Below are 21,819 nucleotides of genomic sequence, written 5' to 3'. Positions count from 1 at the left end.
ACAGGGATGAGCGAGGCGATCACACCTTTTCATCTGTGCGTCGAGCAAGCCGCGCTCGACGATCTGCAGCGTCGTCTCTCGCAGATACGGTGGCCGGAGCGGGAGACCGTCGAGGACTGGCGGCAGGGTGTGCCGCTCGATCAGATGCAGCGGCTGTGCGAGCATTGGCGTTCCCGCCATGACTGGCGGCGCTGCGAGGCGATGCTCAACGGCTTTGGTCAGTTCAGGACGAGGATCGACGGTCTCGATCTCCATTTCCTGCATATCCGCTCCCCGGAAGCGAACGTGCTGCCGGTCATCATGACGCATGGCTGGCCGGGTTCGGTGATCGAGTGTCACAAAGTCATCGGCCCGCTGACCGATCCCGCCGCCTACGGCGGCGATCGAGCAGATGCCTTCGACCTCGTGATCCCTTCGCTCCCTGGCTACGGTTTCTCGGATCGACCAGACAGGCCTGGCTGGACCATCGAGCGCATCGCGCAGGCCTGGGCGGTCCTGATGCGGCGTCTGGGCTATGACCGGTTTTGCGCCCAGGGCGGCGATTGGGGGGCGAGCGTCACCACGGAGATGGCCGTCCAGCAGGCTCCCGGATTGGCCGGCATCCATCTCAACCTCATCCTCGCGCCGCCCCCGACGGCCGAGGAGCTGAGCGCAGATCCACAGAGTGAGCAGAGGGCCCAACTCGACAGGGCCCGTTATCACCCGACGGCAGCGGCTATGCGGCGCAGCAGCGCACCCGGCCCCAGACGATCGGCTACGGGCTGTCGGATTCACCGGTCGGGCAGGCAGCGTGGATCTACGAGAAATTCTTCGAATGGTCCGACTGTCGGGGCGATCCCGGCTCCGTGCTGACCCTCGACGAAATGCTCGACAATATCACGTTGTACTGGCTGACCGGGACTGCCGCTTCGTCGGCCCGGCTCTACTGGGAGCTTCGGGGCCGGTGCCTATGAAACCGTGTCGCTCCCGACGGGCTGCTCGCTCTTTCCCGGTGAGATCATTCGGCCGAGCCGCGCGGCCGCGGCGAAACGCTATACCAATATCATCCATTGGGGCGAGCCGGAGCGCGGAGGGCATTTTGCCGCCTTCGAGCAGCCGGACATCTTCATCGATGAGCTTCGAACCACCTTCAGGGCGCTGCGCTGACCACGCGTCACGCTCGGCCCTGGCCTTGCAGAGAGTTCATCGCTCGAACCCGCCGATGATCCGTTCGAGCGTCGGGCGATAATCGCCGAGCACGTCGGGTAGCTGCGCGGCCCCTCCAATGCCATCGAGCATGGCCTCGGACAAAGCCCGCCTGCGGATCAGGAAGATGGCGGCGCCCAGAACGACCTGGTTGGCCTCGATATACACGTTCGCGGCCGCGCGCGGGGAAAGGCCGCGACCGATCAGCATGTCGAGAATCAGCTGCGCATAGCTGGCCGACTGGAGATCGGCCCCGCCAACGATCAGGTTGGTGATAAGCTCGGGCGACGCCTCGAAGATCGCGAAGGTCACCGCAGCGTGCTCGCGGATGATGTCCTGCCAGCTTTGGCCCCGGTCGGGCACCAGGGCCTGGCCCGCGAGCCTCTGCGTGACGAGCGCGAGAAGATGTTCGCGGCCTTTGACATAGCCATAGAGCGTCGCGACCCCCGTATTGAGCCGCTCGGCGAGCAGACCCATCTCGAGCCGCGCGATCCCGATGTCGCAGGCGGCATCGACGATCGCGTCGAGGGTCAACCTGCGCGGCCGTCCGGCCATCTTCTTGATCGGCGAGAGGGGTACCGGGATCTCAGTCGTCATTGCTGCGGGGTCTATCTCTTTTTCGTGCGGGCCGAAAGGTGAGGGGGCGGTTCCGATCCCGACTCGATGGCTTCAAATACATTTACGAACCGCCCTCGGAAATATTTTCGAACCACCCTCGACAATTATGCGGCACCTGCATAAAGCGAGCCATTACCTCGTTCGACAACGCCACCTGAAGGGTGACCATCATGAAGATCTCCGCAGCTCTCGCTCTTGCTCTGGCCGTCTGCGCCGTTCCCGCATCGGCGCAGGAGGCTGCGCCGTCACCCTCGGCGACCAACGTCGCCGTCTCCCAGGGCGCAACGATCTTCACTGCCGATGGCCGGCGCGTCGGACGGATCGACCGCGTGCGCGGCAGCAGCGTCAGCGTGATCTATGCGGGCAAGTTCATCGAGATCCCGATCAGCACGCTCAGTGCCGGCGACAATGGTTTGAAGACATCGCTGGCCAAGGCCGATCTCGCCAAGCTCTGAGCCCGCGTCCGCGGGCGCCGCTGCCCGTCCTGCTGTACCCTCTTTGTTGCAATGCCCTTCGTGCAATGTGATACCCCGCCCCCGCCAAGATAAGAATGGGGAGGAGGGGGGCGTGGACCAGGATCTCGAGCGGAAGCTGCGCGAACTGATCGATCGCCACGAAATCTGGACGCTGCTGCTGCGCTATGCGCGCGGTCTGGACCGGCTCGACCGGGAGATGGTCCGCAGCAGTTACTGGGATGATGCGATCGACGACCATCACGGTTTCGTCGGTACGCCGGACGACTTCATCGACTGGGTCTTCACGTCTCGCGAGGGCCTCGCCGGTGTCCAGCATCATGGGCTCAACAATCATTATTGCGAGCTGGATGGCGACGACGCTTATTCCGAGACTTACTACACCTTCGTCGGCGTCAATCTGACGCCGCCGCACATGTTTTCGATCGGCCGCTACATCGATCATTTTCAGCGGCGGGGCGGGGTATGGAAGATCGCCAATCGCGTGACGGTCATCGAGAAGACGTACGACCTTCATGCGAACGCGGCCGACGCCCTCTCGATCGGTGGCGATACGAGTTACGGCCCCTTGCTCCCGGCAACCTTCGATCGCACCGACTTGAGCTATGAGCGCCCTGTCGTGCCGCGTCGGCCCAAAGCTGCCTGACACCGGCGGACGCGGCGGGCCTTGTCCTCCACGCCTTAAGGTCGGTGGACGGTCAGCCGCTCATCCTGCAGATCGGGGGTGTCGGCACGCCAGCGAACCGAGCCGGTCGGACGCTCAAGCCGCCGGCGGACGCGACTGGGATCCTCGAACCGGTTGAAGCGGTCGGCTGCCTCCTGAAGCAGCTTGTCGCTCTGGGTCATGCGGTCGCGCTGGCGCAGATAGTCGCCCCAGGTCGGACACTGATATTGCTCGGTCCATAATTCAGGATCGCCGATATCGCGCGCCAGGGTCCAGCCGAAAGCGCCACTGCGGAGCCTCGCGCTGCGCAGCTTCTGCATCGCGGAATAATATTCGCGCGCCCGTGACGCATCAACCCGATAATCGACTTCGATGATGACGGGGCCGCTGCGGCTCGTGAGCGGGAGACCGACGACCGGCTGATGCACCTGAAGGTGAATGTCCAGGCCGTCCGGCGTCGCACTCGGCAGTCGCCAGATGAGACCCAGCAGCGGCGTGGCGGCGATCGCGAGCCCCGAAAGCATCATGGTGTCGCTGGTGCCGAGCCGGGCGGCGACCGAGCCCCAGAGCCAGGCACCGATCGCCATGCCCCCGGTAATCGCACAGCCGAAGCAGGACAGCGCGCGCGCGGTGACCCATCGCGGTGCCGACAGCTGTACGCCGACATTGAACTGCGCGATCAGGACCATCCAGGCGGCTCCGGCCCCCATCATCGCCGCGCATGTGACGACCACATTCGTGCTGATGCCGACCACGACGATCAATGCTCCGGTGATCATCGCCAGGAGACGCGCCACCTGCTCGGGCTCGAGGCGCCCTCGGAAGAAATCGAGCAGCAGCGCCCCCAGCACCGCGCCGACGCCATAGGCGCCGAGCAAGAGCCCGTAGGTGCTCGCGCCGCCATGGAGCAGGTCCTTGGCCACCAGCGGGGTCAGCGCCGACACCGAGGCGCCGGCGAGCCCACTGCCCAGCGTGCGGATCAGCACGATGCGGATGGGCGGCGAGTGAAGCGCATAGCGGACCCCCGAGACGATCGCGCGGTCGATCCGCTCGGGCGGCAGCCGGGACGGCGTGTGACGGCGGTTCCAGCGCAGGAAGGCGATGATCAGCGGAAGGTAGAATAATGCGTTCGTCGCGAACGCCGCCATCGCTCCGAAGGCGGCCACGACGATCCCGCCGAGCGCGGGCCCGAAGCTGCGCGCGACATTGTAGCTGATCGTCCCCAGTGCGATCGCGGCCGGCAGATGTTCGCCGCTGACCTGCTCGCCAACGGACGCCTGCCAGGCCGGTCCGTACAGCGCGACGCCCGCGCCGATCAAGAAGCAGAATGCGAGCAGGATCCAGGCCGTCACGAGGCCCGCCCAGGCGAGGGTCGTCAGGCAGATCGCCATCGCGCAGGCGAACAGCAGGCCGATGAGAGCGACTTTGCGCCGGTCGAACATGTCGGCGATCGCGCCAGCCGGCAGCGCCACGAGCATGAGCGGCAGCATGATGGCGGTCTGCACAAGGGCGACCATTTCGGGCGAGGAGGACAGCCGCGTCATCAGCCAGGCCGCGCCGACGCCCTGGATCAGCTGGCCGAAGTTGGAGAACAGGCTCGCGGACCAGATCGTCCGGTAGGTCTTCTCTCGCAATGGCTCGAGCAACGTGAAGCGCGGGCGGGCCGGCGCGGTCGGAATGGGGTCTTCACTCATCGTGTCGCCTCGCAGTCAGCGTGCCAGGTCGTCGTGCACCGCGGGATGAAGCCGGTCAGGTAAGGGCGTCGTCGCGCCGGTCCTGATCTGGTCAGCGACGTGGTCCACGTTCGCCGAGCTGAAAGCGAGCAATTGCTGCGCTGAAACGCCGATTGGGACTTCAGTCCCGCCGGGACGATATTGTGGTCCGCTGCTCGGAGCGGCCGGCGCAGAGGCGCGTGCCAGATGGCACGCTCAGGCCAGGTAGGCGTCAAAGCGAACTGCTGTAGCCGCCATTGACGGCATAGGTCTGTCCGGTCGTCCAGCTGGATGCATCCGAGCACAGCAGCAGAACCGTGGCGACGACGTCTTCCGGCAGGCCGAAGCGGCGGATCGGATAACGGGCGAGCTGGCTTCGCGTGCGATCGGCGGCAAGGAAGGCCCCGAGCTCCGCCGGCGCCATGTCGGGACGCATCGTTGCGATGGCGACGCAATTGGCGGTGATCCCATGGCGCGCAGCATCGGCGGCGATGCTGCGCATGAAGCCGGCAGCACCCGCCTTGGCGGCGGAATATTCGGCCTGTCGCGCCTCGAGATTGCGCGCTGCGTCCGAGATGATGGTGACCACGCGACCGTAGCGCTGCGCCACCATCGACGGCAGGAGTGCGTGGCAGCAGTTCATGACCCCGAACAGGTTGACGTGGAGATACCGGTGCCAGTGGGCCGGATCACTTTCCCAGAAGACCGGAAATCCCGAAAACCCTTCGGCGCCGCCATTGCCCGCATTGTTGACGAGGATGGCGATGGGCCCCAGCGCCGCTTCGACGGTGCCGATGCCGGCCCGCACCGCATCGAGGTCGCCGACGTCGACCGCCATCGGCCACGCGCGGACGCCCAAAGCCTCGATTTCGCCCGCGACCTTTGTCGCACGGTCCTCGTTGATGTCGTTGACGATGATGGCGCCGGCGCCGCTGCGCGCAATACCCAACGCGATCGCGCGGCCGACCCCCTGACCCGCGCCGGTGACCATGACATTGCGACCCTTCAGGTCTAACAGATCGGACGGAGCCGGTGCGCCGTCCGCGTGCGCGCGTGCCGACACGGCCTGCAGGCTTTGCTGCGTCATGATCTTGCTCTCGTCAGCCAAGATGTCTGCCTCCTCTGCGGGCCAGATCCGGTCGCTATGCCCGTCTCCCGCTCAGACGGTGCCGACACCCGTGACCGGTGAGCCGACCGCGCGGGGCAGCCGCAGCGGTGGCGCGGTGAAGAGGAAGCGCGAGCGCTGATGGGCCCGTAGCCAGTCGGCGAGATCGGACAGCAGAAACATTTCACCGAGCGGAATGCCCAGCCGGAACAGGCAGAGATTGTGAAGCGGAATATGGGGCCCGTGGGCCCCCGGGGCGACATGGGAGGTAGGCAGCACTTCCACCGCCTCGTTGTCGGAGACGATCGCCACCAGACCACTCTCGTCGATCCACCGCTGCAAAAGCGGGTCGCCGCCATCCAGTCCGGAACAGCGCTGCTGGTCGAATGGCGCGGCCGGGTTATCGTACCGCGCGAGCAGAGCCCGGTCGAAACCGGTTCTCAAGGCCAGCACGTCGCCCGGTCCGACTTCGGCCCTGTCGGCGTCCAGGATACGCATCAGCTGGTCATATCCGACCGCGACACGTTCGAGCCCGACATGGGCGTGCAGATCGACCATCACGCCGCGCGTCTGAAGTCCGGTCTCGGCAATGGTCTCGATGCCGAGGGCATGCGCACCGTAAGGCCCATCCTTTGATGTTCCGCCGTGCGAATAGTCGATCGGCCCGCAGACATGCTCGCCGGCATGAAAGCCGTTATAATACGTCGCCTCGCGCTCGCCTGTTCCATGAGCATCATATAGCATGCCGATGTGGCAGAGCGCGTCCCACTGCGTCGAATATTGAAGCGAGATCACTGCCTTGTCGTCGCAGACGACATCGTCCTGGCCGGCCTGGACCCGCTCCATCGGATAGTTGAGCGTCGGATCGGTGCCCCGCAGGAACCAGCCGAGTTCGGGCGGCTGCCGACGTGGATGCAGGGAGATGTTGCGGGGGCAGTCGAGAGGTAGCGACAGGCAGAAGGCGATTCCTTCGAGGACTTCCTGCGCCGCGATCCGGCGACGCTCCGGCGTCACGAGGTTCAGGCGACCGAGTTGGTCGTCCGGTCCGAAATCGCCCCAGTTCGATCCTTCGGGCCTGACGGTCCACCGCGGCAGCACGCCGTCGTTCATGTCCGGGATCCTCTTCCTGTGCCTGCGTTAGGTTGCGGCGACGAATCATTGCAACGAGCGAAGCGCATTTGCAACGTGTCGCGCTATGAAGCCGTCGCGCGTTTCGAGGTTCGTCGCATGCATTCCCGTATCTCCGTCAACACACTCAGTCTGGATCACGGCTCGCTTGCGGAGCATATCGACCGTGTCGCGCGTCTCGGCTGCGCGGCGATCAGTCCGACCTGCGAGGATGTGGACGGGCTCGGCATCGAACCCGCGGGCCGACGCCTCCGTGACGCGGGGCTTCAGGTGGCGACGCTCACCCATCGAGCGTTCGGCTTCGCCATGCCCGCCCTGGCAGGCGCCGCGCGTGCCAGACTCGCGCGCAGCATCGAGATCGCGGGAAAGATAGAGGCGTCGTCGGTGACGCTGACGACGGGCGGGCGGGGTGAGCTGACCTGGGCGCAGGCGAATGATCGCTTCGCCGAGGCGATCGCCCCTTGTGTCGAGCAGGCCGCGCGCGCGGGCGTCGCGCTCACCTTGGAACCGACCTCGCATCTCTATGCGGATGCCTCATTCGCGCATCGGCTTTCGGATCTCGTGACCGTCTGCGAGCGGGCAGGGACCGCGATCTGCCTCGACACATTCGCCTGCTGGTTCGACGCCGACATCGACGTGGCGATCAAGGCCACCGCCTCGCGAACCCGGATCGTCCAGCTGAGTGACTATATGGGCGGAGATCGCGGGCTGCCCTGTCGGGCCGTGCCCGGGGACGGCATTGCGGGCCTCCATCACCTGGTCTGGCGCATCGAGGAGGCCGGCTTTCGCGGTTTCTATGACCTGGAGCTCATTGGGCCACGCATCGTGGCGGAGGGCGCGCAGACAGCGCTTCGTCGAGCGGCCGAATGGCTGGCGGCGGTACTCGAGTCGGCCGGTTCCTGACCGCGAATCGGTGCTGTCCGCATGTGACCCGGCATCGTTGGAAGCCTTCGGAAGGCGCGGGCAGACAACGCATTGCACACCACCCTATGCAAAACGGGCCGATCCGACGCAAAAAAACGATAGCCTGTCATTTCTCTATTGACGGGGCCCGTGGCGAGGAGGAATGCTCGGTTCAAATAAACATGGAGAGCGGGATGGCAACGGTCCTTGAATCGAACAAAACCAAGATCGCCAAACGTGTGATCGAGGTCTTTGAGTTCTTCGGAGGCAATCATCGGCAGGCGACGGTAATGGACATCGTTCGCCAATATGGCCGGCCCCAGTCCAGCACCTCGGAACTCCTGGCCAGCCTCGTCGAAATGGGCCTTCTGTACAAAGACCCCCGCTCGCGAACCTACACACCGACCCCGCGACTGGCGACGCTCGGCTCTGGCGCGCAGCCCGACATGGTCCGTAACGGACAGCTTTTTTCGTTCATCGATCGTCTGGCGCAGTCCAGCCGGCACAGTGTCGCGCTCTTTGGGATGGTGGGTACGCATGTGCAGATCTTCCGGTGGTCGCCGGGCATGTTCGCCCTCGGCAACGACATCGGGTGCGGAACGTCCGAACGCCTGTCTGAAAGCGCTGCGGGCCAACTCCTGCTTTCGACATTGCCGTCGGACGCGTCCGGCAAGTTGCTGCGCCGCCTCAACGCCGAAGCGCCCGAGGATCGCAAATTCAGCTTTTCCGCGCTTCAGGAGCGCGTCACCCAGTTCGGTCGTCAGGGCTATGCGACGGGCGCGGCCGGCTTTGGCTGTCAGGGCCGGGTGACGGCAATGCTCATCCCGCAGGGCGGCGGCGAACGCCCGCTGGCGGTCGGCGTCGTCTATCCGGAAGACAGCGCCGTAGATCCCGGAGCGCTGATAGCCACCATGCAGGCTGGCCTGGAATCCTGTGGCGCCGACCGCAGCGACGATTTCTCACCGATGCCGTCGCACATGCCCTCGTTGATGCGGGCCGTCTGATCCGGCACGCGATCTGATCTCGACGACGACGGCCCCAGGCCGTTTCCCTAAATGCAGTCGGCCAGGCGGCCGGGCGTCTTCGCGAAGCCCGGCCGTTTTGCTGTGCTGTGCCAACCGTCCTTCCGCTGTGAAAAGACGAGCGGTTTTTTTGCGCGCTCTAACGCCGGGGCGGTGTTCGCATCGCCGCCCGGAAGCCAACCCGCCGTGGATTGACATAAGGGCAATGGACATGCGCTATTGCATTAAGTCGATTTTGGCCGGTACGGGGCTCAGCGGAGAGATCGTGAACAAGAACAAAATCAGAGGCGGTATCGTGTCGGGAATGCGTGATGTTTCTCGCGCCTGACGGTGATGAAATTGAGATCATCGATGCTGCAGCAGGGTTCCTTGCCGATGTGATGCCCATCAGCCGGCTCCATGAGTCCGGCTCGGCCGACATGAATGGAACGCTGCGCCGCCAGATGGGCGAGATGGGCTGGTTCGCCCTCGCATTGGAGGAAAACAAGGGTGGCAGCGGGCTGACCGCGGTCGAACATGCCTTGTTTTTCCGCGAGATCGGTCGCCTGTGCGGCTCGCTCGACGTGCTGTCGCAGGCCCTGGCGGTGCATGTCGCGGACGGCGATCTTCGCGCCCGGCTGATCAGCGGAGATGTGGGCGTGGCGCTCGCCGTCCGCGATGGCGGGGAATTCCGACTGCTCGGTGCACCGGGTGCAGCGCTCGCGCTGGAAGTCAATGAAACCGGTGCGTGGCTGCGCGACGTTTCGGCGCTTGCTGCTGAGACGCGCTCGTCGCTCGATCCCGCGACCTCGATGCGCGTCTCGACGGCGATGCCGGACGCGGTGCTCGGGCAGGTCGATGGGCCGGAGGTCATGCAGCTCGCGCGCCTTGGAAGTGCCGCGATGCTGATCGGGCTCGCGGAGGCCGCGCTCGACCTGATCGTCGACTATGCGAAGGTCCGTGAGACGTTCGGGCGCAAGATCGGTGCCTATCAGGCCGTCCGTCATGCCTGCGCCGACATGGCGCTCCGCGCCGAGGCCGCACGCTGCCAGCTCTGGTTCTCGGCCGCGGCCATCAAGGAAGGTCGCGGAGATGCGGCCATTCATCTCGATGCCGCCAAGCATCTCGCCAATCAGGCCGCGATCGCCAATGCCGACGCCAACATCCAGCTGCATGGCGGCATCGGCGTCACCGACGAACATGACGCCCATCTCCTGCTGAAACATGCGTGGTTTCTGGCCAAAGTGTTCGGCACCAAGCGTGCCCTGCTCGGCCGGCTTCTCGACGCGCGCGTGGAAGACTGACCGCATGGATCTGACCTATTCCGACGCCGACCGCGCCTTTCGCGAGAAGGCGCGCGGCTGGCTGTCGACCAACGTGCCGACGACGCCGCGGCCGGCGCATGGTGCCGCAGCAGCACAGTTCGACCGCGACTGGCAGCGCAAGCAATATGAGCATGGCTGGGCGGGCGTGGCCTGGCCCAAGGATTTCGGCGGGCTGGGTCTTTCGGGCCTTCAGCAGGTGATCTGGTACGAGGAACTGGCGCGCGCCCGCGCGCCTCATTACATCAACACGACCTATATCGCGCTGATGCATGCCGGTCCGACCCTCATCGCGCGCGGGACGGACGAGCAGAAAGCGTTCCATCTCCCCAAGATCCTGTCGGGCGAGGCTTTGTGGTGCCAGGGTTTCTCAGAGCCCAACGCCGGCTCCGATCTGGCAAGCCTGAAGACCCGCGGCGTCGTCGACGGCGACGCCATCGCGGTGACCGGCTCGAAGATGTGGACGACGGACGCGGTCTATGCCGACTATCAGGAATTGCTGATCCGGACCGATCCGGGCTCGGAGCGGCACAAGGGTCTGACCTGGCTCATCGCGGACATGAAGACGCCCGGCATCGAGGTCAAACCGATCCGGACCATGCTGATGGATGAGCATGTGAACCTCGTTTTCTACGACGAGGCCCGGTTTCCGGTGTCCAATGTGGTCGGCCAGATCAACAAGGGCTGGTCGACCGCCTTGTCGACGCTGTCCTTCGAACGCGGCCTCGGTTTCATCGGCGATCAGCTGGATCTGTACGAGCGCGTGTGCCGTGCGATCGATCTGGCCGGAAAGGTGCGCCTCGAAAACGGGCAGCGTGCGATCGAGGATGCCGGTATCGCCCAGAAGCTGGCCGGACTGAAGGCGGACGCGCTGGCGATCCGCGCGATGACGCTGGCGCACATCACCGAAAGCGACCGGACCGGGGAGCCAGGCCCCAAGGGATCGCTGATGAAGCTGACCGTCACCGCGACCCACAAGGCGCTGTCGGAAACCGTCGGCGACATGCTGGGCTGGGATTTTCTCGAGTTCGACGGTGACCGCGCGAGCCATCCGTGGACATATGATTATCTGTGGAGCTGGGTGTTCTCCATCTCGGGCGGCACGAGCGAGATCCAGCGCGAGATCACCGCAGATCGACTTCTGGACCTTCCGAGAGCACGATGACCGACACTCCCCTCAAGGTCGCCTTTGCTGGAGCTAATGCGGAACGGGCATGGGCGAAGGACGCCCATCTGCCGGCCGTGACCGCATTGCCCGGTCTTGCTCTTCACGCGGTCTCGGCCCGAAGCCAGGATCTCGCGGACAAGGCCGCGCACGCCTTCGGCGCGCCGAAGGCCTATGGCGACAGCCTCGAAATGGTTCAGGATCCCGAGATCGACATCGTTTCGGTGACGGTCAAGGTACCCGAGCATCGCGCCATCGTTCTGGCCGCGCTTGCGGCCGGCAAGCATATCTATTGCGAATGGCCGCTCGGGCGCGACCTGGCGGAGGCGGAAGAGATGGCCGCAGCCGCGCGCGACGCAGACGTCCACGCCGCGATCGGGCTGCAAGGGGCCAACTCCAAGGCCGTGCAGCATGCCGCCAGCCTCGTGCGCGACGGCGCCATCGGTCGCCCTCTGTCGCTGCGGGTCGTTTCCCCGACTGCGGGTTGGGGCCGGGAGGCACCGGCCTTCTACGCCTATCTGCAGGACAAGACGAACGGCGCGACGCTGTCGACGATCGCCGGAGGCCACACGCTCGCGGCGATCGAGAACGTGGTCGGCGCCTATGTCGATGTAAGCGCCATCAACACGATCCGCTTCCCCGAGATGAAGCTGACGGGACAGGACGAAACCGTCGCGCGGACGTCGCCCGATCATATTCTCGTGATCGGCCATCATGCGAGTGGCTGCGTCTCCTCGCTCGAAGTACTGGGCGGCGAGGCGCGTCCCACGTTCCTGTTCGAACTGCGCGGCGAAACAGGCATGCTGACGATCGAGGGGCATTTCGCCGGCGGGTTCCAGGGCGGGGTGCTGGCGGTGACCAGCGATGTCGGTGCGCCCGCCGTGCCGGCAGCGTCCGCGCCCGGCCTGACCGGGCCCGCGGCAAATGTCAGCGAACTCTATGCATCGCTGGAGCGGGACATCCGCACGGGCAGCCGGAGCGCGCCGGATTTCGACCGTGCCGTCCGCCTCACGCGGCTTCTCGACGCGATCGACGAAGCGTCCGAAACGGGACGCCGGATCCTGGTTCAGGAAGGGGCATGACCGCGATCGTACTGCTCGCCGAAAGCGCGTTGCCACTCGCAGCGACCGTGCCACAGCCCGCCCGCGCGCCAGACGGGCGGCAGCCGCACTTTGCAAATGTCGTCCTGGCGACCGATGGATCCGTCCGGTCAGCGGTCGGATGTGAGCAGGAGCCTGCATGAACTGGACGATCAGGACCGACCCGAGCGGGCTCGCGACGCGCTGGTCCGAGACGGCAGCGCGGCATTATCTCGAGGAGGGGCATTGGCGGGCGTCGACGCTCGTCGACGTCGCGCGCGCCGCGGTCGCCGCCGCTCCCGACGTCCTGTTCCAGATCGAGGGGGATCGGCACGCGACGCGGCGTCAGGTTTGGGACGATGCCTTGCGCCTTGCGGGCTTCTTTCTCGAGCGCGGGCTCGTCCCCGGCGACGTCGTTTCCTTCCAACTTCCTAACTGGTCCGAGACGCCCGTCATCGCGCTGGCCGCGCGGATGTGCGGTCTCATCATCAATCCGATCCCGCCCATCTACCGCAGTGCGGAACTGGCCTATATTCTCGCCGACTGCGGCGCGAAGCTGATCTTCATTCCCGGCATTTTCCGCAAGTATGACCATAAGGCCACGCTTGCGGAACTGCGCACGCAACTGCCCGCCTTGAAGGACGTGGTCGTCGTGCGCGACGAAGGCGCGCTCATCTACGAGCAGGCGCTGGCCGGCGACCCTGTCGACGAGCGCCGTTTGCCGCAGGTCGATCCCGCAGCCATCGTCATCGCCATGTACACGTCCGGCACGACCGGTCGGCCGAAGGGGGTGTTGCACACTCATTATTCCTATGACCACCGGGTGCGCGCCATGGCCGATGCATGGCGGATCGGCCCGAACGATGTCGTCTTCATGCCCTCGCCGGTCACGCACATCACCGGCGCCATCTGGGCTTTCGACATGCCCTGGGTCGCAGGCGATGTCAGCGTGCTCATGGACGTCTGGTCGCCCGAGGACGGTATCGCCTGCATCGAGCGAAATCGCTGCACGGTGACGGGCGGTGCCACGCCCTTCCTTCAGCAGATGCTCGACATCGCCGAGGCGACGCCTGAGCGGCTCGCCTCACTTCGCCTGTTCTTCTGCGGCGGGACGACCGTCTCGCCCGATCTGATCAAGCGCGCCAGCGCGACCTTCCCGCACGCTCTGTTCTTTCGCGCCTATGGCTCGACCGAAATGCTGACAGCGACGCTCGGCATCCGCGAGGCCGCGCAGGCGCAGAGAGGCGCCGAGACCGATGGCGAAATTGTCTATCCGGTCGAGATGGAGATCGTGGACGCCACGACCGACGCGCCGGTGGCGGATGGCGAGGAGGGCGAGATCCTGATGCGCGGTCCGGGCCTGTGCGCGGGCTATCTGCATCCGGCCGACAATGACGGCACTTTCCGCGCGGACGGATTCTTCCGGATGGGCGACCTCGGTCGTCGCGTCCATGGCGACTATGTCGTCATCACCGGGCGCAAGAAGGATATCATCATTCGCTCGGGTGAGAATATCAGCCCCAAAGAGGTGGAGGACGTGCTTGCGACCCACCCCTCGGTCGCGGAGGTTGCGATCGTCGCGATGCCCAGCGCCCAGACAGGTGAAAAGGGCTGCGCGTTCGTCATCCCGAGGCCTGGCCAGTCGCTCGACATCACGGACATCACCCGGTTCCTCGATCGCGTCGGCTTGGCGCGCCAGAAATTCCCCGAGCATCTCATTCTCGTCGATGACCTGCCGCGCGTTCCGTCGGGCAAGGTCAGAAAGGACGTGCTCCGGGTCCGGGCACGCGAAATCGCAGAAGGTCAGGAAGCATGAGCGAAGCCCTTATTCGCGTCGACACCCCGGCTCCAGGCGTTGCCCGCATCACGCTGGCCCGCGCGGACAAATATAACGCCATTAATCCGGACATGATCTTCCAGATCAATGACGCCTTCAACGACGCGCTCAAGGACAATGCGATCAAGGTGATCATCCTGGGCGCGGACGGGAAGCATTTCTCCGCCGGCCACGATATCGCCGACTCGGTCGAGCAATATCAGGCCGCAGTGACGGCCTCCGACCGACAGGTCGGGCATTGGAGCGACTTTCAGGCCGAGGGGACGCACGGCTGGTACGCGGCTGAAAAGGAAGCCTATTTCGAGACCGCCAAGCGCTGGCGCAATATCTCGAAGCCGACCATCTGTACGGTGCAGGGCAAGTGCATCGCGGGGGCCCTGATCTTCCCGTGGGTCTGCGACATCATCATCGCCAGCGAGGATGCGGTCTTTTCGGACCCGGTGATGACGTTCGGCATGCCCGGAGTCGAATGGTTCGCGCACCCTTGGGAATTGGGTGCACGCAAGGCCAAGGAGTTCCTGTTCACCGCCGACAGCTGGACGGCCGCGGAAGCGCATCGGCTGGGCATGGTGAACCATGTCGTTCCCCGCGACCAGCTGGACGAGCGCGCGCTCGAGATGGCCCGAAAGATTGCCGGCAAGCCCGTCTTCGCGCTGAAGCTCGCCAAGGAAGCCGTGAACAAGACCCTCGATATTCAGGGCCAGGCAAACGCGCTCGATGCGGCCTTCTACCTCCATCATCTCGGCCACAGTCACAATTTCCGGGTCTTCAACTGGGGCATGGATCCCACCAACGTGCCCGGCCTCGCGACGACGCCCAAGAAAGCCGGCTAACGATCGCGGGCGGGACCGGCGCGCGCGTCGAGCAAGGCTGCGATCGCCTGAGCCGCCGCGGTCGCGCCCGCCAAGGTCGGATGGAACGGCGTCTTGGCGGCATCGCGCCAGCCATTGACCCACGGATCGGGCGCGCAGGCATCGTGGGCACCGCCGAGTTGCTGCAGGTCGATGAATTCGGCCCCGGCCTGCATCGCGGCGGCCCGGGTCGCCGCAACGAGGCGATCGCCGACATTGCGCATGGTCGCAACGTCGCCTTCCGCCAGCGCCAGACGCTCGCAGGTGCCGCTCTCCGGCAGGATCTGCGGATAGCTCAGCACGATGATTGTCGCTGCCGGCGCCCGCTTTCGGATCGCCCTGATAATCGCGACCATCCTGACACGCACGCCGTCATAGTCCCGCGCCCGGTCCAGCCGAGGTGCCCGGGTGGCGGCACGCGCCAGCCACCCTGTCAGCGAGCGTTGCCGGCGTGCGGCCGCGAGGCTGAGGTCGCCCACATAGCCGATGTCGTTGCCACCGATGGTCATCGTCACCAGTCGGGTCTTGCGAGTGATCGCGTCGATCTGGGGGCCGAGGAAGATCTGTCCGCCCGCCAGCACGTGGGTGGACGTAGCGCCCGAACAGGTGACATCGACCAGTGACAGGCCGCGCATCCGCGCCAGTTGCTGGGGATAGCCATTGGTCGTGCGTAGGCAGACCAGCGGACTGCGCGGCGCGCGCGGCCCCAGGCCGATCCCGGCCGCGAAGGAACTGCCGAGCGCCACGTAATCGGCCTGGCCGATCGGCACCCGCCGCGCCTGCCACCAGAGCAGAGCCGCGACGCCGCCCGCCAGGAGAAGGGCCGCCAGGCCCAGGCAGCAGATCGTTCGTACGAGGATCATCGCCATGTCGGAGGGATGCTATTCGCCAAGGGCGACGGTCGCCGCATAGCCGCCGTCCACGGCGAGATCGACGCCATTGACATAGGATGCGGCCTGACTGCCGAGGAAGAGAAGGGGGCCGACCTGTTCTTCGGGCGCGGATCGGCGCCCGATCGGCACCGTCGCGGCGTCGATCGCGGCACCGGGCATCTTCTCCTCGATCTCGCGGAGCATCGGCGTCTCGACCGCGCCGGGGCTCGTACAGTTCAGCCGGATGCCCTGTTCGATCAGACGCGCCGATTCGTGCAGGGTCCAGACCGTCAGCGCCTGCTTGGCAAAGGCATAGCCGTTGATGATCTCGTCCGCGCGCGCCTCGAGCCACGCAAGTCCCTCCGCGAAGCCGTCCCGTCTGATCAGGTCGAGCAGCAAGGCGCGTTGCGCGCGCCAGCGCAGGCCGCCGTTCGATGAGACGCTGACGATGGCGCTGCCCGGTGGCATCAAGGTGGCCATGCCCTCGGTCAGGTGCCGCGTCCCGAGAAAATTGACCTTGAGGATCGCAAGCTTCGGCTGGGTGGGGGCGAGCCCGGCGCAATTGAACAGCGCGTCGACCGCTCCGCCGGCCGCCAGCGTCGTCAGCATGGTGTCGATCGCTGCCGGATCGGCGAGGTCGACGGCAAGAAATTTGTCCAGGCCGTGCGGGCTTGCGATCCGGTCGAGGCCGATGACATGGGCACCTTGCGCCAGGAGAGCCTTCGCAACAGCCGCGCCGATGCCCGAGGCGCAGCCGGTTACCACCACCCGTTTTCCGCGATAACCGTCTGCCATGTCCCAGCCTTCCGACCGCGCCCAGATGCGCGACGGCGAACGGTTACACCCTCCGGCACGCGACGGTCGAAGGCGCGTCGGCGGGACGACGCGATATCGCCCCGGCGAAGCCCGCTCGATGGTCTGCACGGCATGGGGGCGATAAGGTGCGGGCCATGATCGATGCTGCATTCGCCGGGCCTGCCCTGGCGGCTCGACCCCGCACGTGCGCGGGTGTCCCTCCGCTGCCCAGACCGTGATGACGCCAGAAGGGGCGGGCAGCCGGGAGTGGCGCGACCATTGGCCATCGGTCCTTGCCGCCGCGATCGGCATGTCCTTCTCGACGATCTATGTCTATTCGGCGGGCGGCCTGACCGAACCCATCGAGCATGAATTCGGCTGGTCGCGCGCGGCGATCGGATCCGGCATCACCGTGCTGACGGTCACGGGCTCGCTGCTCGGGCCGGCGCTGGGCGCCGCCGTCGACCGCTATGGCTCCCGCAGGATCGCGATACCGGGCGTGCTGGCCTTCTGCCTGGCTTTCGCCGCGCTTTCGTTGACCGGCCGCTCGATCTGGAGCTGGTGGGGATTGTGGTTCGCGCTCGCCTTGTGCGGGGTCGGGATCAAGCCGTCGGTCTGGACCGCAGCCATTGCCGGCCTGTTCACGAGAAGCCGCGGGCTCGCGCTCGCGACGACCCTGTGCGGCGCGAGCCTGGGCTCGATTTTCACGCCGCTGCTGACCGCCTGGCTGGTCGCGCATTATGGCTGGCGAGGGGCTTTCCTCGGCCTGCCCGTGGTCGTGGGCGCGATCGGCTTTCCGATCATAGTGTTGGGCTTTCACGGGCCGTCGGACAAGCAGCGGCGGGGAAAGGCTCTGGGCGCTCCCGTTCAAGCAGCGCCTGCGCTCACGGGGGCGACAATGCGCGAGGCGATCCTGTCCCGTCGCTTCGCGGCCCTCCTGATCGGTGCGATGGCCTTCTCGCTGTTCGCGATCGGCCTGATCGTCTCCCTCATCCCCATCTTCTCGTCTCACGGCATCCCGCGGACGACCGGGGCGGAAATCTCCGCCACCATCGGCGTCACCGCGATCGTCGGACGGCTTTTAACCGGCCTTCTGCTCGATCGCTTCGAGCCCCGCCTGATCTCCGCGCTGGCGATGCTGACGCCGGTGGGGACGCTCGCGCTCCTGCTGGCCATGCCGGGCTCGGTGCCAGCCGGTTTCGTGGCCGTATTGCTCATGGGCCTGTCACTGGGCGCCGAGGTGGATGCGGTGGCCTTCCTGACGGGGCATTATTTCGGCCTGCGCCATTACGGCATGCTGTTCGGGACGATCAACAGCGGGCTCTCTCTTTCGACCGGCGCGGCGCCGCTCCTCGCCGGGTTCATCTATGATCGCTGGGGGTCCTATGATCCGATGCTGATCGGCGCGATCCCGCTCTGCCTGCTGTCAGCCGGTCTGATGGCGAGCCTGGGAAGCTTTCCGCACCCGAACGCGCAACGGAGCATGGAATGACGGATTTCACCCGCGACTTCACCATGACGATCCAGGGGGGCCAAGCGCTGGCCCGCGCCTCCATCGATATCGTCAATCCGTCGACAGGGGCGGTGTTCGCAGCGGCGCCCGATGCAGGGCCGGACGAGCTCGACGCCGCGGTCGCGAGCGCGCGCGGCGCTTTTCCGGATTGGGCCGCCACGGGGATCGACGAGCGTCGGGCTGTCCTGAAGGCCGTTGCCGCCATCATCCAGGCGAACCAGGACGATCTTGCCCGCCTGCTGGTTCAGGAACAGGGCAAACCTCTGGCGGACGCCCGCGCGGAAGTCGGCGGGGCCGCATACTGGGCCAACGCCACGGCCGATCTGGAGATGCCGGGCGACACGGTCGACGGGCCTTTCGGCCAGGTCGTGACGCGCTATGCGCCGCTTGGCGTGTGCGGCGGGATCGTTCCCTGGAATTTCCCGGTCGTCCTCGCCATGTTCAAGATCGCGCCGGCACTGCTGACCGGCAACGTGATGATCCTCAAGCCGTCGCCGTTCACGCCGCTGACGACGCTGAAGATCGGTGAGCTGCTGCGCGGTGTCGTGCCCGATGGTGTGCTCAACGTCGTCAGCGGCGGCGATGCTCTGGGCCCGTTGATGACCGCGCATCCGGGCATCGACAAGATCAGCTTCACCGGTTCGACCGCGACCGGCAAGCGCGTCATGGCCGGCGCGGCGGCGAGCCTGAAGCGGATCACCCTGGAGCTCGGGGGCAATGATGCCGCGATCGTTCTGCCCGATGTCGACATTGCCGCCATCACGCCCACATTGTTCTGGTCCGCCTTCAGGAATGCCGGCCAGATCTGCATCGCCACCAAGCGCATCTACATTCACGACGCCATTTATGACGAACTCGCGGCCTCTCTGGCCGAGTATGCGGCGCGCGTGGTCGTCGGCGACGGATTGCAGCCCGGCGTGCAGATGGGCCCCATCCAGAATCGACCGCAGTTCGAGCGCGTGAAGGATCTGATCGCGGATGCGCGCACGAGCGGACTGCGCTTCCTGACGGGCGGGACCGAAGATCCGGCTGCCAAGGGCTATTTTCTGCCGATCACGCTGATCGACAATCCACCCGAGGCGGCCCGCGTCGTGCAGGAAGAGGCCTTCGGGCCGGTCCTGCCGCTCCTGCGGTATCGCGAGGTCGCAGAGGCGGTCGCGCGCGCCAATGCCTCGTCCTACGGCCTGGGCGGCACCGTCTGGGGCCGCGACCTCGACGCGGCGCAGGCCGTCGCCGATCGGCTGGAGACCGGCTCCGTCACCATCAATGGCGCGACGTCACCGTCGCCGCTCGCGCCTTTTGCCGGCCACAAGCAATCGGGGATCGGGGCGGAAGGGGGCAGGGACGGCTTGCTCGCTTATACCAATCCCAAGACGATCACGATCGCGCGCGACCAGCCGCGGAGCCCCGGCTGATTGCGCTGTCCTGGGTCAGACGCGCTCGATGATAATGGCGGGTGCCATGCCGCCGGCGGCACACATCGTGATCAGCGCGTAACGGCCGCCCGAGCGCTCGAGTTCGTCGAGCGCAGTGCCGATGAGCACCGCGCCGGTCGCCCCGATAGGATGACCGAGCGCGATGGCACCGCCGTTGATGTTGATCTTGCTTCGGTCGATGCCGAGGTCGCGGATGAATTTCTCGACCACCACCGCGAAGGCCTCGTTGACCTCCCAGACGTCGATATCATCCGTCGTCAGGCCAGCCTTGGCGAGCACCTTCCTGGCGGCCGGAACCGGCGCGTTCAGCATCAGCGTCGGATCATCCCCGACATTGGCGGTGGCCACGACCCGCGCGCGGGGGCGCAGGCCGTGCGCATCCGCATAGGCCTTGGACGACAGAAGGAGAGCGGCTGCCCCATCGACGACGCCTGAGGAGGTTCCGACATGATGCACGGGCTTGATATCGACGTCCGGGTAGCGCCGGTTGATCAGCTCGCGAAAGGTCGGCCCGTCCTGACGGCTGGGCATGTCCGCAATCGCTTCGAACGCCGGCTTCATGGTGGCGAGCACTTCGGCGGTCGTGCCGGGTCGCGGATATTCCTCATGATCGAGCAGGACGGTGCCCGCATCGTCCACGACCGAGACGACCGACTTGTCGAAGCGTCCCTCGCGCAAGGCGATGGCGGCGCGCCGCTGACTCTCCACGCCGAAGGCCTCGAGCTCCTCGCGCGATATCCCCTCGATCGCGGCGATCGCGTCTGCCGCGACGCCCTGGTTCGATTGCGGATGTTTTTCCTGGAGCCGGGCGTTTGCGCCCATGTCGCCCATCAGGCCGGCATGCATGGCCCGGCCGATATAATCGTTGACCTGGCTCATCATCTCGGTGCCGCCGGCGATGACGAGATCCTCCATGCCCGAGCGGATCTGGGCCGCCGCCAGCGCGGTTGCGGTGATCCCGCTGCCGCAGAAGCGATCGAGCGTCACCCCGCTGACCCGGACGTCATAATCCGCGTCCAGCGCCGCCATACGCCCGAGATCGCCGCCCTGGGCGCCGAACTGTGCCGACGTCCCCCAGATGACGTCGTCGACATCGGCCGTTTCGAGGTTGTTGCGTTCTCTCAACGCCTTGAGCACGGTTGCTCCCAGATGCTGGGGATGCATGTGGGCAAGGGCGCCCTTTCCGATCTTGCCGATGCTGCGCGGTGTGCGGACGGCATCGATGATATAGGCTTCGGTCATCACGGGGCCCCTCAAAACGGCGGCTGGTCTCGGGCGCAGGGCGCGCTGGCGGTCAGGACGGGTTGGTCGCTCCCGCGAAGCGCAGGCCGGCAACCGAGCCGCCATCGACCCGCAGGTCGGTGCCGCTGATGAAGGCCGCCTGCTCGCTGGCCAGGAACTGGGCGGCGAGGGCGATGTCGATGGCGCGTCCGCCGCGTCCGACCGGGGCTGCGTCCATCATCTGGGCCGCGCCCTGCGTCTCCGCCAGTTCCTTCCGGCCCATCGGCGTCAGAATGAGACCCGGAGATATGCTGACGATCCGCGCGCGGCGCTGACCCCAGCTTCTGGCGCGCTGCTCGACGAGGCGCAGGACCGCCTGCTTGCTGAGCGAGTAACCGATGCCGGGCAGATATTCGGTCGCGCCCTGCGCCATGCCTTCCACGATCGGCGTGAGCTTCTCGGTCAGATCGGGATCCAGCGGGCTATCGAGGATCTGCAGCCAGTCGGGTGACTGCGGAAGCATGTGCCCCGCGGTCGAGGCGATCACGACCGCGACCGAACCGGGGGTGAGCACAGGCTCGACGGCGTCCAGCAGCTTGACGGTGGCGACGAGGTTGACGGTCAGGATCGTTTTCCAGTCGCCCATCGCCGGCGAAAGGCCGGCCGTGTGCACCAACGTCACCGGACCATCTGTCCCGAGGTCCGCGACCAGCGGGGCGAGCAGGCTCGCATCGCCCAGATCCCCGGCCCGCGCCTGACGCACCGAATAGCCTTCGTTGGTCAGATCCTGCGCGAAGCTTTCGAGCGGTGCGGCCGCGACGTCGGTCAGGACCAGGTCATGGGTTGCGCCGAACAGGCGGGCACAGGCCCGGCCCATTCCGCCGGCGGCACCCGTCAACAAGAGCGTTCGCGTCATATCTGAAATCCCTTCCGGAAAAG

The 21,819-nt window shown here is 66.1% G+C and carries 21 protein-coding genes; 13 read left to right on the top strand and 8 right to left on the bottom strand.

Annotation, left to right across the window (positions count from 1 at the left end; genetic code table 11):
- The first annotated feature begins 6 nt into the window (after positions 1 to 6).
- The gene (locus tag Q4F19_RS09085) at positions 7 to 852 is read left to right on the top strand and encodes an epoxide hydrolase family protein (RefSeq protein WP_341850175.1); all 846 of its coding nucleotides are present in this window, start codon (positions 7 to 9) and stop codon (positions 850 to 852) included.
- Positions 853 to 957: 105 nt separating this feature from the next.
- Positions 958 to 1,146 carry a hypothetical protein gene (locus Q4F19_RS21410; protein WP_341850174.1) on the top strand — a complete coding sequence of 63 codons (189 nt, stop codon included), beginning with the start codon at positions 958 to 960 and terminating at the stop codon, positions 1,144 to 1,146.
- A 36-nt stretch (positions 1,147 to 1,182) separates the two neighbouring features.
- Here Q4F19_RS21410 and Q4F19_RS09080 read toward each other — a convergent pair whose 3' ends face one another.
- Positions 1,183 to 1,782: a TetR family transcriptional regulator gene (locus Q4F19_RS09080; protein WP_303541755.1), complete on the bottom strand. Its 600-nt coding sequence runs from the start codon at positions 1,780 to 1,782 to the stop codon at positions 1,183 to 1,185.
- Positions 1,783 to 1,973: 191 nt separating this feature from the next.
- Here Q4F19_RS09080 and Q4F19_RS09075 point away from each other — a divergent pair, with 191 nt between their 5' ends.
- Both Q4F19_RS09075 and Q4F19_RS09070 read left to right on the top strand, forming a co-directional pair.
- A complete protein-coding gene (locus tag Q4F19_RS09075; protein ID WP_303541753.1) occupies positions 1,974 to 2,258 on the top strand; it encodes a hypothetical protein in 285 nt (94 codons plus the stop codon).
- 112 nt (positions 2,259 to 2,370) lie between these two features.
- On the top strand, positions 2,371 to 2,922 hold the full coding sequence (locus tag Q4F19_RS09070; RefSeq protein ID WP_303541751.1) for a nuclear transport factor 2 family protein: 552 nt from the start codon (positions 2,371 to 2,373) through the stop codon (positions 2,920 to 2,922).
- A gap of 35 nt (positions 2,923 to 2,957) precedes the next feature.
- On the opposite strand, the gene Q4F19_RS09065 is transcribed toward Q4F19_RS09070, so the two are convergent.
- From Q4F19_RS09065 to Q4F19_RS09055, 3 genes are all read right to left on the bottom strand, one after another.
- Complete coding sequence (locus Q4F19_RS09065; protein ID WP_303541749.1) at positions 2,958 to 4,634, bottom strand: MFS transporter; 1,677 nt, start codon at positions 4,632 to 4,634, stop codon at positions 2,958 to 2,960.
- Between the two features lie 250 nt (positions 4,635 to 4,884).
- Positions 4,885 to 5,760, bottom strand: a complete 876-nt coding sequence (locus tag Q4F19_RS09060; RefSeq protein ID WP_303541746.1) for an SDR family NAD(P)-dependent oxidoreductase — start codon at positions 5,758 to 5,760, stop codon at positions 4,885 to 4,887.
- Between the two features lie 51 nt (positions 5,761 to 5,811).
- Positions 5,812 to 6,867, bottom strand: coding sequence for a cyclase family protein (locus Q4F19_RS09055; RefSeq protein WP_303541744.1), 1,056 nt, complete (start codon positions 6,865 to 6,867; stop codon positions 5,812 to 5,814).
- A gap of 75 nt (positions 6,868 to 6,942) precedes the next feature.
- Between Q4F19_RS09055 and Q4F19_RS09050 the strand changes: the two genes are divergently transcribed.
- The 7 genes from Q4F19_RS09050 to Q4F19_RS09020 all read left to right on the top strand — a co-directional run bounded on the left by Q4F19_RS09050 (position 6,943) and on the right by Q4F19_RS09020 (position 15,025).
- Positions 6,943 to 7,788 carry a sugar phosphate isomerase/epimerase family protein gene (locus Q4F19_RS09050; RefSeq protein ID WP_303541742.1) on the top strand — a complete coding sequence of 282 codons (846 nt, stop codon included), beginning with the start codon at positions 6,943 to 6,945 and terminating at the stop codon, positions 7,786 to 7,788.
- Between the two features lie 194 nt (positions 7,789 to 7,982).
- The gene (locus tag Q4F19_RS09045; protein WP_303541740.1) at positions 7,983 to 8,792 is read left to right on the top strand and encodes a helix-turn-helix domain-containing protein; all 810 of its coding nucleotides are present in this window, start codon (positions 7,983 to 7,985) and stop codon (positions 8,790 to 8,792) included.
- A 329-nt stretch (positions 8,793 to 9,121) separates the two neighbouring features.
- Entirely contained in the window at positions 9,122 to 10,093 is a 972-nt protein-coding gene (locus Q4F19_RS09040; protein WP_303541738.1) for an acyl-CoA dehydrogenase family protein, read from the top strand.
- 4 nt (positions 10,094 to 10,097) lie between these two features.
- Positions 10,098 to 11,276 (top strand): acyl-CoA dehydrogenase family protein, encoded by a 1,179-nt coding sequence (locus tag Q4F19_RS09035; protein WP_303541736.1) that lies wholly within the window; start codon positions 10,098 to 10,100, stop codon positions 11,274 to 11,276.
- Positions 11,273 to 12,358 carry a Gfo/Idh/MocA family protein gene (locus Q4F19_RS09030; RefSeq protein WP_303541734.1) on the top strand — a complete coding sequence of 362 codons (1,086 nt, stop codon included), beginning with the start codon at positions 11,273 to 11,275 and terminating at the stop codon, positions 12,356 to 12,358. Before Q4F19_RS09035 ends, Q4F19_RS09030 begins: the two co-directional genes overlap by 4 nt.
- A gap of 157 nt (positions 12,359 to 12,515) precedes the next feature.
- Complete coding sequence (locus Q4F19_RS09025) at positions 12,516 to 14,171, top strand: AMP-binding protein (protein ID WP_303541733.1); 1,656 nt, start codon at positions 12,516 to 12,518, stop codon at positions 14,169 to 14,171.
- Positions 14,168 to 15,025: an enoyl-CoA hydratase gene (locus Q4F19_RS09020; RefSeq protein ID WP_303541730.1), complete on the top strand. Its 858-nt coding sequence runs from the start codon at positions 14,168 to 14,170 to the stop codon at positions 15,023 to 15,025. Before Q4F19_RS09025 ends, Q4F19_RS09020 begins: the two co-directional genes overlap by 4 nt.
- Here Q4F19_RS09020 and Q4F19_RS09015 read toward each other — a convergent pair.
- Both Q4F19_RS09015 and Q4F19_RS09010 read right to left on the bottom strand, forming a co-directional pair.
- On the bottom strand, positions 15,022 to 15,912 hold the full coding sequence (locus tag Q4F19_RS09015; RefSeq protein WP_303541728.1) for an SGNH/GDSL hydrolase family protein: 891 nt from the start codon (positions 15,910 to 15,912) through the stop codon (positions 15,022 to 15,024). The two genes, Q4F19_RS09020 and Q4F19_RS09015, sit on opposite strands and share 4 nt — an antisense overlap.
- A gap of 12 nt (positions 15,913 to 15,924) precedes the next feature.
- A complete protein-coding gene (locus Q4F19_RS09010) occupies positions 15,925 to 17,022 on the bottom strand; it encodes a coniferyl-alcohol dehydrogenase (RefSeq protein ID WP_303541726.1) in 1,098 nt (365 codons plus the stop codon).
- Here Q4F19_RS09010 and Q4F19_RS09005 point away from each other — a divergent pair.
- The gene (locus Q4F19_RS09005) at positions 17,021 to 18,202 is read left to right on the top strand and encodes an MFS transporter (protein WP_303541724.1); all 1,182 of its coding nucleotides are present in this window, start codon (positions 17,021 to 17,023) and stop codon (positions 18,200 to 18,202) included. The genes Q4F19_RS09010 and Q4F19_RS09005 overlap by 2 nt on opposite strands.
- Entirely contained in the window at positions 18,199 to 19,638 is a 1,440-nt protein-coding gene (locus tag Q4F19_RS09000; protein ID WP_303541722.1) for an aldehyde dehydrogenase family protein, read from the top strand. The genes Q4F19_RS09005 and Q4F19_RS09000 overlap by 4 nt, the downstream gene beginning before the upstream one ends.
- Positions 19,639 to 19,653: 15 nt before the next feature.
- Here the strand turns inward: Q4F19_RS09000 and Q4F19_RS08995 are convergent, their stop codons facing one another.
- Together Q4F19_RS08995 and Q4F19_RS08990 are read right to left on the bottom strand one after the other, a co-directional pair.
- Positions 19,654 to 20,901: an acetyl-CoA C-acetyltransferase gene (locus Q4F19_RS08995; RefSeq protein ID WP_303541720.1), complete on the bottom strand. Its 1,248-nt coding sequence runs from the start codon at positions 20,899 to 20,901 to the stop codon at positions 19,654 to 19,656.
- Between the two features lie 52 nt (positions 20,902 to 20,953).
- On the bottom strand, positions 20,954 to 21,796 hold the full coding sequence (locus Q4F19_RS08990; protein ID WP_303541718.1) for an SDR family oxidoreductase: 843 nt from the start codon (positions 21,794 to 21,796) through the stop codon (positions 20,954 to 20,956).
- Positions 21,797 to 21,819 lie beyond the last annotated feature (23 nt).

This window comes from Sphingomonas natans (assembly GCF_030546695.1).
Taxonomy (GTDB): Bacteria; Pseudomonadota; Alphaproteobacteria; order Sphingomonadales; family Sphingomonadaceae; genus Sphingomonas_I; species Sphingomonas_I natans.
Note: the sequence above shows the minus strand (reverse complement) of the source record. Positions and strands in the feature narration are given on the sequence as shown.